Source organism: Mycobacterium sp. smrl_JER01 (assembly GCF_048513595.2).
Lineage (GTDB): Bacteria > Actinomycetota > Actinomycetes > Mycobacteriales > Mycobacteriaceae > Mycobacterium.
In genome coordinates this window covers 2,983,420-2,995,649 of sequence record NZ_JBLXXK020000001.1, presented here as the reverse complement: position 1 = coordinate 2,995,649, position 12,230 = coordinate 2,983,420, and the positions used below count along the sequence as shown (strand labels likewise).

Genomic DNA, 12,230 nt, shown 5'->3' with positions numbered 1-12,230 from the left:
TCATTGCGGTGGTGGGGCTGTCGAACAGGCGGGGCAGATGCCCCAGTAGATGACTTCGGCCTCGTCGACTTCGAAGCCGAGATCGTCTGATGCGGTGAGACACGGCGCTTCGCCGACGGCGCAATCCACGTCGGCGATCACCCCGCAGGATCGGCACACCACGTGGTGGTGGTTGTCGCCGACGCGGGTCTCATAGCGCGCCAGTGAGCCGGCCGGCTGGATGCGGCGTACCAGACCCGTCGCGGCCAGCGCGTTGAGTGCGTCGTAGACCGTCTGGCGGGAGATGTCGGGCAGCTGTTCGCGCGCGGCGCGGATGATCAGCTCGGTATCGGCGTGCGGGTGTTGTCCGACGGCGTGCAGCACCGCCATCCTGGGCCGCGTGACACGTAATGCCGCCGACCTCAGCACGTCCGAGTAGTCGGGTTCGTCGGTCATCGGTACCGATCTTTGTCCCTTTTCTGGATGGGATCAAGTTTTCTGCGCAAGTCGGCGGGTCGCTTGCTCAGATGTTCGTTCGCTGGACCACCATCCGACGAGCGAACGACACTTTTGTCTCCCCGGCCCGCGGGTACGCGCCGGGGATGAGTGAAGCCAAGCTTGCATTGATCACCGGAGCCTCCAGCGGTATCGGGCGGGAGCTTGCCGGCGAGTTCGCCAGGAGCGGATACGACCTGGTGGTGGCCGCGGACGGCGACGCCATCCACGATGTCCCCGGCGAACTGTCCGGATATGGGGTCGCGGTCCAGGCGATCCAGGTGGACCTGCGCACACCCGAAGGGGTCGAGCACCTGTTCGCCAGCACCGTCGACGGCGGGCGGGTGCTGTCGGCCGCGGCGCTCAACGCCGGGGTCGGCCGTGGCGAGATGTTTCTGGAGAGCGAACTCGACGACGATCTGAGCGTCGTCGACCTCAACGTGCGCTCGACGGTGCACCTCGCCAAGCTGGTGCTGCGCGAGATGGCCAACCGTGGCGCGGGCAGGGTGCTGTTCACGTCCTCGGTGGCATCGATGATGCCGGGCTCCTACCAGACGGTGTACAACGCGTCGAAGTCGTTCGTGCAGTCGTTCGTCAAGGCGCTGCAGGACGAATTGCGGGATTCGCCGATCACCGTCACCGCGCTGCTGCCCGGCCCCACCAACACGCACTTCTTCGCGCGGGCAAAGATGCTCGACACCCCGGTCGGTTCCGGACCCAAGGACGATCCCGCGCAGGTCGCCCGCCAGGGTTTCGAGGCACTGATGCGGGGCGACCGGCAGGTGGTGGCTTCCTCGACGATGTCGAAGGCAATGGGTGTCGCGCTGCGGGTGCTGCCCGATCCGGTCAAGGCCGCGGCGAGTCGACTGCTTTCGGTGCCGGCGCGGCGGTGACCGGTGCCACGCGGCCATCCGCGGGCGCGGCTGCGCAGATCCGCGCGCCGACAACGAGGGCGACGAACGCGGCCAACGCCGACCATCCGGCGGCGTCACCGAGCCCGAATTTGGCCATCACCACCAGGATCGCGCCGGACCCGCAGGTCAGCGCGCCGGCCACCGCGACCCGTCCACCGGTGGTGGCGACCGGTGCGTCCCACCACGGCAACGGCCGCCGTTCCAGCGGGGTGAGCACCCGGAACAGCACCAGCATCACGACGGCGAACACCGCTGCGCGCACCGCGAGCAGACCCCAGAACCCGGGCGCGGTCACGTCGTAGGCGTCCAACCCGAGACCGTGCAGTGCGAACGCCGCGATCGCGATGGCCACGATGTGCCACAGGTACAGCGTCATCGCACCCGCATTGCCGGCCGCGACGACAGCCCAGACCCGCGGGCGCCGCGCCCAGCGGCCGACCGCGGCCGCCGCGGCGGCGAACGCGCACGACATCCAGACGCAGTGCATCGCCAGCACCACGGTCGGCGGCGCGACGTTGGACACGTTTTCAGCCCCGGTGACCACGAGCGAGACGTCGTAGGGTCCGGCCACGACGAGGGCCAGCTGCGCCAAGAACGCTGCCACCGCGGCGCCCAGCGCGACCCGGCGGTCCAGCAGTCCGCGGGCGTAGGCGACCCCGAGCACCACCGGGATCAGCCAGACGATCAGGAAGTTCAGCACCGCGGCGCCGGCCAGCCCGGTGCTCAGCCGTAGCGCGTCCAGCGCTGCGGCGGCACCGATCAGTGCGGCCACCACGACCCCCACTCCGCGGCCGGTGCGCACCCGGACCAGGACCGGGACGAAGGCCAATGCGAGGACGTAGACGCCGAGGAACCACAGCAGCGCCACACTCTCGCCACCGAGTCCGATCGCGGAATCCGCGCCCAGCGTCAGGCTCGCGATCAGCAGGCCCACCGACCACGCCGCCAGGTACCAGAACACCGGTCGGTACAGGCGCTGCGCACGGGTGACCAGCCAGGCACCCCACGCGGTGCCGGCGCGGTAGCCGTAGGCACCGGCGGCACCACCGGCGAAGAAGAACAGCGGCATCACCTGGGCGATCCACGTCAGCGGCGCCACCGAGGGTTGTGCGCCGATCAGGTTGCCGATCCGCACCCCCGACCCGTCGATGGTGGCAAGCAGCAGCGCGCAGTGTCCGAACATGACCACCAGCAGCGCGCCCAGGCGGGCGACGTCGACGGCACGGTCGCGCGGAATCTGTGTCATGACGCCAGCATGCCGGGCCGAACCGCCCGCGGCATGAGTAGAACTACACGAGTCAGGGCAGAGCGCGGAACAGCGCGCCGAGCGGACCCGGGGGCGCCGCGGGGGCGGCGGGGGCGGTGGCAACCGGTGCCGCCGGCGTCACGGGTGCGGCCACCGGCTGGACGGGCCCGGCCTCTGGCCCGGTGCCGGACAGGTGGGGCTGCCCGGTGACCTGTCCGGTGACCGACGCAACCTGCTGCGGTGTGGGTGCGTCCGCTCCGTGCAGCGTTGCGCCGGGCTGTTCGGCAAGGCCGGCGGCGGGTGGCTCGGCCACCGACACCGTGATCGGCTCGGCCGGTGCGAGGTCGGGTACCGCCGCATATCCGGGCAGCTGTTCGGCGTCTGGGACCGGCGCCGTCTCGGGCAGCGCCGATGTGGCGGGCAGCAGCGACGCGACCGGTTCGGGTTCGGTGAGTGCTTCCGGTACGGCAGCCGGCAGCGGGGCGGCCTGCGCGGCAGGCGGTTCGGCGACGGGTGCGACCGGGACGGCTGCCGGGGCGGGCAGGGTGGCCTCGGCCACGGTGTTATCGGGCACGGTGTCACCGGGCAATTCGGCTGTGGGCGTCCCGCCGATGGCGACGTAGAGCACCACTCCGGTGAGCGCGATGACCGCCACACTCGCCGCCGCGGCCAGCCGCATCGGCGCTGCGACGGGCATCCGCCGGGGCACCCGGGCCGCGATGCGGCGCAGCACACCGCGGCTTTCGGTGTCGTCCAGGTCAGCCCGGGCGGCCCCGTAGGCAAGGACCATGTGCGGCGCGATATGTCGCGCCGTACGGTTGCGGCCCTCCCGGGCGGCTTCCTCGCTGACGGTCTCGACCGTCTCGAAGCCGAACAGTCGCAGCTTGGTCCGCAACCGGATGCCGTGCCTGCGGGCCGTCGCGTCGCTGTCATCCCACACCAGACGGACCCCGTCGATATCCCGGTCGGTTTGCAGGGCGAACGACTGGACGCTGCGGGCCGCGGCCCTGGCTATCTCTTCCACCGAGTCGAGGGCGACCAGTTCGTCGGCGACGATGCTGCCGTCATAGGTGTCGACCAGCGCCCAGACGGCGCTCGTCGCGGTCAGTGACAAACCCAGTACCACGCGCATGACTACCCCCAGACGGTTGCCGGTGTTGGTTCTTTATCGGCATGCCTGGTGCAGATGTTACGCACGCTACAACGTGGATGACGCTGTCGTGGGCGAATCCTTAATTAACCCTGCCGGCGAATCGGACCTGGTAGCTGATCGTCCGGTCAGCTACGGGCGGCCTCCAACGCCTCGTTGAACGTGGCGCTCGGGCGCATCACCGAGGTGGTCTTCTCGGGGTCCGGATAGTAGTAGCCACCGATGTCGGCGACCTGTCCCTGCACCGCGTTGAGTTCCTCGACGATGGTTGCTTCCTTCTCGGTCAGGGTCTTGGCCAGTGGCCCGAAATGGTCGGCGAGCTCTTTGTCCTCGGTCTGCTCGGCGAGCTCCTGCGCCCAGTACATCGCGAGGTAGAACTGGCTGCCGCGGTTGTCGAGCTCCCCCGCCTTGCGCGACGGGCTCTTGTCGTTGTCGAGCAGCTTGCCGATCGCCGAATCCAACGTCTTGCCGAGCAGCTCGGCCTTCTTGTTGCCGGCCTTGGCGCCCATGTCCTCGAAGGAGGCGCCCAGTGCCAGGTACTCACCGAGCGAGTCCCAGCGCAGGTGGTTCTCTTCCAGCAGCTGGCTCACGTGCTTGGGTGCCGAGCCGCCCGCGCCGGTCTCGTACATGCCCCCGCCGGCCATCAACGGCACGATGGAGAGCATCTTGGCACTGGTGCCGAGCTCGAGGATCGGGAACAGGTCGGTGAGGTAGTCACGCAGGATGTTGCCGGTCACCGCGATGGTGTCCTGCCCGCGGATGACCCGCTCGATGGTGTACCGCATCGCCCAGACCTGCGGCATGATCTGGATCTCCAGGCCGTCGGTGTCGTGATCCTTCAGGTAGGCCTTGACCTTCTTGCGCAACTCGACCTCGTGCGGGCGCTCGGTGTCGAGCCAGAACACCGCGGGCATCCCGGACAGCCGGGCGCGGGTGACGGCGAGCTTGACCCAGTCACGGATCGCCTCGTCCTTGACGATCGGCATGCGCCAGATGTCGCCGGCTTCGACGTTCTGGGTGAGCAGTACTTCACCGCTGTCGACGTCGACGATGTCGGCCACCCCGTCCTCGGGGACCTCGAAGGTCTTGTCATGGGAGCCGTACTCCTCGGCCTTCATCGCCATCAGCCCGACATTGGGAACGGTGCCCATGGTGCGCGGGTCGAACTGTCCGTGCGTCTTACAGAAGTTGATGATCTCCTGGTAGATGCGCGAGAAGGTGGATTCCGGGTTGACCGCCTTGGTGTCCTTGGTGCGACCGTCGGCGCCGTACATCTTGCCGCCGAGCCGGATCATCGCCGGCATCGAGGCGTCGACGATCACATCGCTGGGCGAGTGGAAGTTGGTGATGCCGCGCGCGGAGTCGACCATCGCCAGCTCGGGACGGTGCTCATGGCAGCGGTGGATGTCTTCGATGATCTCCTCGCGCTGCGAGGCGGGCAGTGTGGCGATCTTGTCGTAGAGATCGGACATGCCGTTGTTGACGTTGACGCCGAGCTCGTCGAACAGCTTCTGGTGTTTGGCGAACGCGTCCTTGTAGAAGACCTTGACCGCGTGGCCGAACACGATCGGATGGCTGACCTTCATCATGGTCGCCTTGACGTGCAGCGAGAACATCACGCCGGTCTTGTAGGCGTCCTCGATCTGCTCCTCGTAGAACTCGATCAGCGCCTTCTTGCTCATGAACATGCTGTCGATGACGTCACCGGCTTCGAGAGCGACCTCCGGCTTGAGCACCAGGGTCTCACCACCGGTGGTGGTCAACACCATCTTGACCTTGCGGTCCTTGTCGACGGTCATCGACTTCTCACCGTGGTAGAAGTCGCCGGTCTTCATCGTCGCGACGTGGGTGCGCGACGCCTGGGACCACTCGCCCATGCTGTGGGGATGCCGACGCGCGTACTCCTTGACCGCCTTGGGTGCACGACGATCCGAGTTACCTTGGCGCAGAACGGGATTGACCGCGCTGCCGAGAACCTTGGCGTAACGCTCCTTGATCTCGCGTTCCTCGTCGTTCTTCGGCTCGCCCACCCAGTCCGGCAGGTCGTAGCCCTTGGCCTTGAGCTCCTTGATCGCGGCCAGCAGCTGGGGCACCGACGCGCTGATGTTGGGCAGTTTGATGATGTTGGTCTCCGGCAGCTGGGTCAGCTCACCGAGTTCGGCCAGGTTGTCGGGCACCTTCTGCTCATCGGTCAGCCGGTCGCTGAACTCGGCCAGGATGCGCGCGGCCACCGAGATGTCGGTGGACTTCACGTCGATACCCGCGGCGGCGGCGAAGGTGCGGACCACCGGCAGGAATGCATAGGTCGCAAGCAGCGGCGCCTCGTCGGTCAGCGTATAGATGATGGACGGCTGGTCCGCGCTCATTGTGGTCTCCCGCGTCAGTTTCGGTCAGTTCGTAGGCAGCCTTCCGGCGAAGCCTATCGAACCGCGCCACCCCGGGGCGGGTCAGGACGGCGCGCGCTCCGGCCCCGCGTGCGGGTGCGGAAAGTCGCCGTGGGGGCAGGAGTCTGATCCCACAGTCCGTGCCGAACGCGAACCGCTATGCCGGTCGGGACACGGTGGCGTCACGGTTGGCCACCGATCCGGTGCGCCGCGGCCGCGCCGCCGTCGCGCGCCGCTACATTCACGCCGATCAGGCAAACACATCGGGCGAAAGAGGCGTACATGTCATCGACGACACTGGCGGGCTGGGGTGCTGCGGCGCTGGGGGCAGCGCTGGTGGTGGCCGGATGCTCCTCGCCGCCCTCCCCGGACGGCGCGGCAAACGCCGCTGCGGCGGCGCCCACCCCCGCGGTGACGGGGTCGCTCGGACAGTGGCAGGCGGCGGTCTGCGGCGGCGACGCGGGCTCCGACTCGGGGACCCGGCACACCGTCGCCGGCAGCACATGCGTACCCAAGGACGGCGACGGCGTGGTCAACTTCGACCACTTCGAATCGGAACCGTCGATGGATTCCGTACTGTCCTGGCAGCCGTCCACGCACATCGCCGAGACCGTCGTCGACGGGCGACCGCTGGCGATCTGGACGCCGTCCGGTGAGGCCTCCGACCTGGAACCGTTGCAGGAGTTCGGCTTCACCGTGGCGTCCTACCAGTCGGCGGGTTTCGTGCGCGCCGCCGCCGACCCGCCGACCGCGCTGCCGTCCGGTGACGTCGAGACCATCCCGCCCAACCCCTACGGCTACGTCGTGGTGCAGACCCCCGGCGGCGATACCCAGTGCATCGTCGAAACCACGTTCATCGGCTGTGAAACCGACGGGATGAACTGGCAGCAGCATGCCGACGGCAGCGGGCCGTATCACGGGGTGCGCATCAACACCGACGGCACCGGATCCTGGGTCGACGGCAATCTCGGCGCCGCCGCGCCGACGACCCTGATGGACAAGACCTATCGGGCGCTGGGCTGGACCATCACCTCGTCCCCGGCCGGTATGCGCTTTGCCAACGACGCCACCGGCCATGGTGCCGTCGTCAGCGTCCGTAGCGTGCAGGTTTTCTGACCAAGCAGAGCCTGCCCTAACCTCGTCTGCATGGGTGTGCGAGGAAAGCTGTCGTCGATCCTGGCTGTCATCGTCCTGTTGATCACCGCGTGCGGATCCGGAAACGACACGTCCGCCGGTGCGGGGGCCTGGTCCTACCTGTCCGGCGACGGCAAGACATACACCGCCGCCCAGGTGCCCACCCGCATCATCGCCCAGGGCGAGGCCGCGGCGGCGCTGATGAGCTTCGGGATCACGCCGGTCGGGGTCTTCCTCAACGAACCGCTGGCCGATTCGAAGGCGCTGCGCGGGATGGACCTGTCCGGTGTCGAGATCCTCGGCGAGACCTGGGGTGAGATCGACACCGAGCGTGCGGCGGCGCTGCGGCCCGACCTGATCGTCAGCGCGTACTGGCCGGTCGAGCAGGCCTACGGAGGTCTGGAGGCGGGCGTCGAAGAGAGCGCCAGGAAGGTCGGACAGCTCGCACAGGTGGTCGGGCCGACGATCGGGGATTCCGTCCAGACCATGCTCGACGGATTCGAACGGCTCGCCGTCTCGCTCGGCGCCGATGTCACCAGCGCCGACACCGCGGCCGACAAACAGGAGTTCGCCGCGGCCCGGGACCGCTTCGTGCGATCCGTGGCGGCCAAACCGGGTCTGGTCGCGATGGCGGCGTCCCCCAGCGACGAACTGCTCTACGTCGCTGTGCCCGAACACTCCGCGGAACTGACCGATTTCACCGACTGGGGTCTGGACGTGCTGGTCCCCCGCGACCCCGACCCCGCCTACCCGTACTGGGAGAACCTCAGCTGGGAGAACGCCGACAAGTACCAACCCGACCTCGTGCTGGTCGACGATCGCACGTTCGACACCGCGATGGCGGCCGCGGCCCGGCAACCGACGTGGCAGCGCATCAAGGCGGTGCAGGCCGGTGCGATCACCCCCTGGCCGGCGTTCTGGATCAGCACCTGGGCGGCGTATGCCGAACAGCTCAATCTGCTCAGCGACGCGGTCGACGAGGCGAATCCGAACCTGACGTGACCCGCACCGCGCGTTTGTCGGCACTTCTGCTCGCATTGTTCATCGGCCTGGCGGTGGTCACGTTCCTCAGCGTGGCGGTCGGCGCCCGCGACGTCACGCTCGCGACGGTGTGGCGGGCGGTCGCCGATTTCGATCCGCAATCTACGTCCCAGACCGTCGTCCGGGAGATGCGGTTGCCGCGCACCCTGGTGGGTCTGCTCGCCGGTGTCGCGCTCGGTCTGGGCGGGGCCGTCCTGCAGGGCTCCACCCGTAACCCGCTCGCCGACCCCGGAATCATGGGTATCAACGCCGGCGCCGCCGCCGCGATCGTGACCACGGTCCTGCTGATCGGGCCGATGCCGCTGGGGGTATCGGTGGTGCTGGCGTTCCTCGGGGCCGCTGCGACCATCGCGCTGGTCTATCTGGTCGCCTCGTTCGGACGCGAAGGCGCGACTCCGGTCAAGCTGGCGCTGGCCGGCGCGGCAGCCAGCGCCGGGTTGTATTCGGTCACCTCGGGGGTGGTGCTGATCAACGTCAACGCGTTCAACGAACTCCGGTTCTGGCAGGTCGGTTCGCTGGCGGGCCGGTACTGGCCGGTGCTGCTGCAGACCGCGCCGTTCCTGGTGGCCGGCATTGTGGCCGCGTTGCTGTGCGGACGGCTCCTCAACGGGCTGGCGCTGGGCGACGACCTCGCCGTCGCGCTGGGACAGAACGTGCGGCGCACGCGGATCGGTCTGTTCGTCGTCGTCGCGGTGCTCTGCGGAGCCGCGACCGCGGCCTGCGGCCCGATCGTGTTCGTCGGACTGGTGATCCCGCACGTGGCACGCGCGCTGTGCGGGCCCGATTACCGGTGGGTGCTGGCGTTCACCGCGGTGCTGAGCCCGATGGTGTTGCTGCTGGCGGATATCGTCGGTCGCACCGTCGCCGGACCGGGCGAGGTCCAGGTCGGGGTGGTGCTGGGCGTGCTGGGTGCACCGGTGTTCATCGCCTTGGTGCGGCGCAGAACGCCGGCGCAGCTGTGACCGCCACCGAGATGGGCACACACGGGACCGCCCGAACCGCGGTGCGATCGGCGCGCGCGGCCCGGCGGCGCCGGGTTGCGGCGGTCACGTCGGGGCTCGCGGCGATCGCGGGTGGGCTGTTCCTGGTCACGATGATGGTCGGCGGCGCGGGCCTGACGCCGTGGGAGGTGTTCGCCTCGGTCTCCCGCCTGGCGACCGATCCCGCCGACGATTTCATCGTGTTGGAGTTGCGGCTGCCCGGCGCGCTGACCGCGGTGACGGCCGGGCTGGCACTCGGGGTGGCCGGTGTGGTGTTCCAGACGCTGCTGGCCAACCCGTTGGCATCGCCGGATCTGGTCGGTATCTCGTCGGGCGCCAGCCTGTTCGCGGTGACGTCGATCGTCTTCCTGCAGGCGTCGGCGATCGCGATCGCGGGCTCGGCTCTGGCGGGTGCCTTCCTGGCGGCCGCGCTGATCTATCTGCTGGCCTTCCGGGACGGCGTGACCGGCTACCGGTTCATCCTCATCGGGATCGCCGTCACCCAGTTCATGACGGCCCTGATCGGCTGGGTTCTTGCCCGGGCGGAGATCAGCGACGCCCGCGAGGCGATGACCTGGCTGGTCGGATCGGTCGGGCGCGCCGGTCCGCTGCAGCTGCAGCTGCTCACCGCCGGTGTCGTGGTGCTGGTGCCGCTGGCCATGGCGGCGGGCCGGGCGCTGGGGCTGCTCGAGCTCGGCGATGCGAGCGCCCAGGCTCTCGGGGTGCCGGTGGAGCGGACCCGGCTGGCGCTGATCGCGGTGGCGGTAACCCTGGTGGCACTGGCGACGGCGGCGGTCGGGCCGTTGGCGTTCATCGCGCTGACCGCGGGTCCGATCGCCACCCGGCTGCTGCGGGGCGCCGGAACCGCGATCCTCGCCTCCGGGCTGGTCGGCGCGATCCTGGTCCTGGCCGCCGATCTGGTGGCCACCCATGCGCTGCCGATCGCCTTGCCCACCGGGGTGGTCAGCGGCGCGGTCGGTGCCCCGTACCTGATCTGGCTGCTGGCCACCGTGAACCGCGAAGGGCGGGGAGGATGACGATCGAGCACCAGCTCCGGGCCGTCGGGCTCACCTTGGGCTATTCCGACATTGACGTGGTGCGCGACCTGTCGGTCGACATCCCGGCAGGGCGCGTTACTGTCATCGTCGGCGCCAACGCCTGCGGCAAATCGACGCTGCTCCGCGGGCTGGCCCGGCTGCTCACCCCGCGCAGCGGCCGCGTCGAACTCGACGGCGTGTCGGTGCACCGGATGCCCGGGGTGGCGGTGGCCAAGGTGGTGGGGTTACTACCTCAGTCGCCGGTGGCGCCGGACGGCATCACCGTCGCCGACCTGGTGGCCCGGGGCCGCTATCCGCACCAGGGCTGGTTCCGGCGTTGGACCTCCGAGGACGACGACGCGGTCGGCGCTGCGCTGGAGGTCACCGCGACCACCGAGCTGGCCGAGCGGCCGCTGTCGTCGCTGTCGGGTGGTCAGCGCCAACGGGTCTGGGTGGCGATGGCGCTCGCGCAGCAGACCGACATCCTGCTGCTCGACGAGCCCACCACCTTTCTCGACATCAACCACCAGATCGAGTTGCTCGACCTGTTGACCGACCTGAACCGGTCCCGCGGGACGACGGTGGTGATCGTGTTGCACGACCTGAACCTGGCGTTCCGCTACGCCGACCACGTCGTCGCGATGAAAGACGGGGCGATCGTGCGGCAGGGGCCCCCGGGTCAGGTCGTCGACGCCGACCTGATCGGCGCGGTATTCGGTCTGGACTGCGTCGTGATCGCCGATCCGCTCGGCGGCTCGCCGATGGTGGTGCCGCGCGGTCGCCACCACACGTGAACGCGTGATCGCGGACTTGACGAGCGCCGACCGATCGGCATGCAATGGCAGTCATGCAGAAGGTGTCTCTGGAAGCGCTCGCGCGTCAGCAGCTGGCCAATGCCGCCGCCAACGGCCGCAACGCCGCCGACACCGTGGTCGGCGGCCATGAACGGGTGTTGCGGCAGACCGTCATCGGGATGACCGCCGGCTCCGAGCTGGGTGAGCACGAAAACCCGGGAGAGGCAACGCTTTACGTCCTCAAAGGCGCGGTCCGGCTGGTGGCCGGGGACCAGCAGTGGGACGCCCGGGCCGGGGACCTGCTGATGATCCCCGACAGCCGGCACTCCCTGCTTGCGGTCAGCGATGCGGCGCTGCTGCTCACCGTCGCCAAACTTCCCTAGCTGGGGTGGTCCAGGTTGACCAGTTTGGCGGCGACGTCGACGAGCTTGCTGTTGGACTCCTGGGAGATCCTGCGCAGCAGATCGAACGCCACGACGGCGTTGATGTCGAACCGTTCCATCAGGATGCCCTTGGCCTGACCGATCAGGTCCCGGCTGGCCAGCGCGCTGCGGAACTGCTCCTGGCGGCGCATCATGTTCCATGCCACCGTGGTGTGCGCGGCACAGATCAGACCGAGCTCGATCGACTCGTCGTCGAAGGCGTGCGGGGCGTCGGCGAACAGGTTGAGCGCGGCCACTTTGGCGCCCTCGTTGTACAGCCGCAACGACAGGATCGAGCGCACCGGGGTGAGCGCGACAGCGGCGTCGCGGTAACGGGGCCAGCGGTCGTCGGTGCTCAGGTTGTCGATGCTGATGGTGTGTTGACTCCAGGCCGCCGACAGGCACGGCCCCTCCCCGACCTCACGCTGGACTTTGTCGAGCATGCTGGGATAGGGGTGGGTGGCGGCCAGCGATTCGACGGCGGCATCAGCGGCGGCGTTGACGACGGTGACGCAGGCGTACTGCGCTCCGGGTACGGAATCGATGGTGGCGGTGTTGAGTTCGCGCAGCACCGATTCGAAGTCGGCGGTCGCGCGGCGCTGCATGCTGTCGACCATTTCCACGACGTCGTAGAGGCGACGCCGTTCGTCGGAC

The 12,230-nt window shown here is 68.9% G+C and carries 12 protein-coding genes; 7 read left to right on the top strand and 5 right to left on the bottom strand.

Annotation, left to right across the window (positions count from 1 at the left end; genetic code table 11):
- The gene (locus ACNUDN_RS14170; RefSeq protein WP_419122522.1) at window positions 1-435 is read right to left on the bottom strand and encodes a Fur family transcriptional regulator; all 435 of its coding nucleotides are present in this window, start codon (window positions 433-435) and stop codon (window positions 1-3) included.
- A 146-nt stretch (window positions 436-581) separates the two neighbouring features.
- Between ACNUDN_RS14170 and ACNUDN_RS14165 the strand changes: the two genes are divergently transcribed.
- On the top strand, window positions 582-1,367 hold the full coding sequence (locus ACNUDN_RS14165; protein WP_419122521.1) for an SDR family NAD(P)-dependent oxidoreductase: 786 nt from the start codon (window positions 582-584) through the stop codon (window positions 1,365-1,367).
- Here ACNUDN_RS14165 and ACNUDN_RS14160 read toward each other — a convergent pair.
- The 3 genes from ACNUDN_RS14160 to ACNUDN_RS14150 form a co-directional block, all read right to left on the bottom strand.
- Entirely contained in the window at window positions 1,321-2,634 is a 1,314-nt protein-coding gene (locus tag ACNUDN_RS14160; RefSeq protein WP_419122520.1) for an acyltransferase family protein, read from the bottom strand. The genes ACNUDN_RS14165 and ACNUDN_RS14160 overlap by 47 nt on opposite strands.
- 52 nt (window positions 2,635-2,686) lie before the next feature.
- On the bottom strand, window positions 2,687-3,766 hold the full coding sequence (locus ACNUDN_RS14155; RefSeq protein ID WP_419122519.1) for a hypothetical protein: 1,080 nt from the start codon (window positions 3,764-3,766) through the stop codon (window positions 2,687-2,689).
- Window positions 3,767-3,912: 146 nt separating this feature from the next.
- The gene (locus tag ACNUDN_RS14150; RefSeq protein ID WP_431960064.1) at window positions 3,913-6,150 is read right to left on the bottom strand and encodes an NADP-dependent isocitrate dehydrogenase; all 2,238 of its coding nucleotides are present in this window, start codon (window positions 6,148-6,150) and stop codon (window positions 3,913-3,915) included.
- 300 nt (window positions 6,151-6,450) lie between these two features.
- Between ACNUDN_RS14150 and ACNUDN_RS14145 the strand changes: the two genes are divergently transcribed.
- From ACNUDN_RS14145 to ACNUDN_RS14120, 6 genes are read left to right on the top strand one after another with little or no spacing between them, the layout of a single operon-like run.
- Entirely contained in the window at window positions 6,451-7,284 is an 834-nt protein-coding gene (locus tag ACNUDN_RS14145; RefSeq protein ID WP_419122518.1) for a hypothetical protein, read from the top strand.
- A gap of 30 nt (window positions 7,285-7,314) precedes the next feature.
- A complete protein-coding gene (locus ACNUDN_RS14140) occupies window positions 7,315-8,304 on the top strand; it encodes an ABC transporter substrate-binding protein (protein WP_419122517.1) in 990 nt (329 codons plus the stop codon).
- Window positions 8,301-9,305 (top strand): FecCD family ABC transporter permease, encoded by a 1,005-nt coding sequence (locus ACNUDN_RS14135; RefSeq protein ID WP_419122516.1) that lies wholly within the window; start codon window positions 8,301-8,303, stop codon window positions 9,303-9,305. Before ACNUDN_RS14140 ends, ACNUDN_RS14135 begins: the two co-directional genes overlap by 4 nt.
- The gene (locus ACNUDN_RS14130) at window positions 9,302-10,360 is read left to right on the top strand and encodes a FecCD family ABC transporter permease (RefSeq protein WP_419122515.1); all 1,059 of its coding nucleotides are present in this window, start codon (window positions 9,302-9,304) and stop codon (window positions 10,358-10,360) included. Before ACNUDN_RS14135 ends, ACNUDN_RS14130 begins: the two co-directional genes overlap by 4 nt.
- Complete coding sequence (locus ACNUDN_RS14125; protein WP_419122514.1) at window positions 10,357-11,154, top strand: ABC transporter ATP-binding protein; 798 nt, start codon at window positions 10,357-10,359, stop codon at window positions 11,152-11,154. Before ACNUDN_RS14130 ends, ACNUDN_RS14125 begins: the two co-directional genes overlap by 4 nt.
- A gap of 53 nt (window positions 11,155-11,207) precedes the next feature.
- Window positions 11,208-11,537 (top strand): cupin domain-containing protein, encoded by a 330-nt coding sequence (locus ACNUDN_RS14120; protein ID WP_419122513.1) that lies wholly within the window; start codon window positions 11,208-11,210, stop codon window positions 11,535-11,537.
- Here the strand turns inward: ACNUDN_RS14120 and ACNUDN_RS14115 are convergent.
- Window positions 11,534-12,193, bottom strand: coding sequence for a GAF and ANTAR domain-containing protein (locus ACNUDN_RS14115; RefSeq protein WP_419125168.1), 660 nt, complete (start codon window positions 12,191-12,193; stop codon window positions 11,534-11,536). The genes ACNUDN_RS14120 and ACNUDN_RS14115 overlap by 4 nt on opposite strands.
- Window positions 12,194-12,230: the final 37 nt, after the last annotated feature.

Excerpts from the sequence above, each read along its gene's own strand:
- ACNUDN_RS14150 (WP_431960064.1), bottom strand. The coding sequence starts at position 6,150 with ATGAGCGCGGACCAGCCGTCCATCATCTATACGCTGACCGACGAGGCG.
- ACNUDN_RS14125 (WP_419122514.1), top strand. The coding sequence starts at position 10,357 with ATGACGATCGAGCACCAGCTCCGGGCCGTCGGGCTCACCTTGGGCTAT.
- ACNUDN_RS14155 (WP_419122519.1), bottom strand. The coding sequence starts at position 3,766 with ATGCGCGTGGTACTGGGTTTGTCACTGACCGCGACGAGCGCCGTCTGG.
- ACNUDN_RS14145 (WP_419122518.1), top strand. The coding sequence starts at position 6,451 with ATGTCATCGACGACACTGGCGGGCTGGGGTGCTGCGGCGCTGGGGGCA.
- ACNUDN_RS14170 (WP_419122522.1), bottom strand. The coding sequence starts at position 435 with ATGACCGACGAACCCGACTACTCGGACGTGCTGAGGTCGGCGGCATTA.
- ACNUDN_RS14120 (WP_419122513.1), top strand. The coding sequence starts at position 11,208 with ATGCAGAAGGTGTCTCTGGAAGCGCTCGCGCGTCAGCAGCTGGCCAAT.
- ACNUDN_RS14140 (WP_419122517.1), top strand. The coding sequence starts at position 7,315 with ATGGGTGTGCGAGGAAAGCTGTCGTCGATCCTGGCTGTCATCGTCCTG.
- ACNUDN_RS14160 (WP_419122520.1), bottom strand. The coding sequence starts at position 2,634 with ATGACACAGATTCCGCGCGACCGTGCCGTCGACGTCGCCCGCCTGGGC.
- ACNUDN_RS14165 (WP_419122521.1), top strand. The coding sequence starts at position 582 with ATGAGTGAAGCCAAGCTTGCATTGATCACCGGAGCCTCCAGCGGTATC.
- ACNUDN_RS14115 (WP_419125168.1), bottom strand. The coding sequence starts at position 12,193 with ATGGTCGACAGCATGCAGCGCCGCGCGACCGCCGACTTCGAATCGGTG.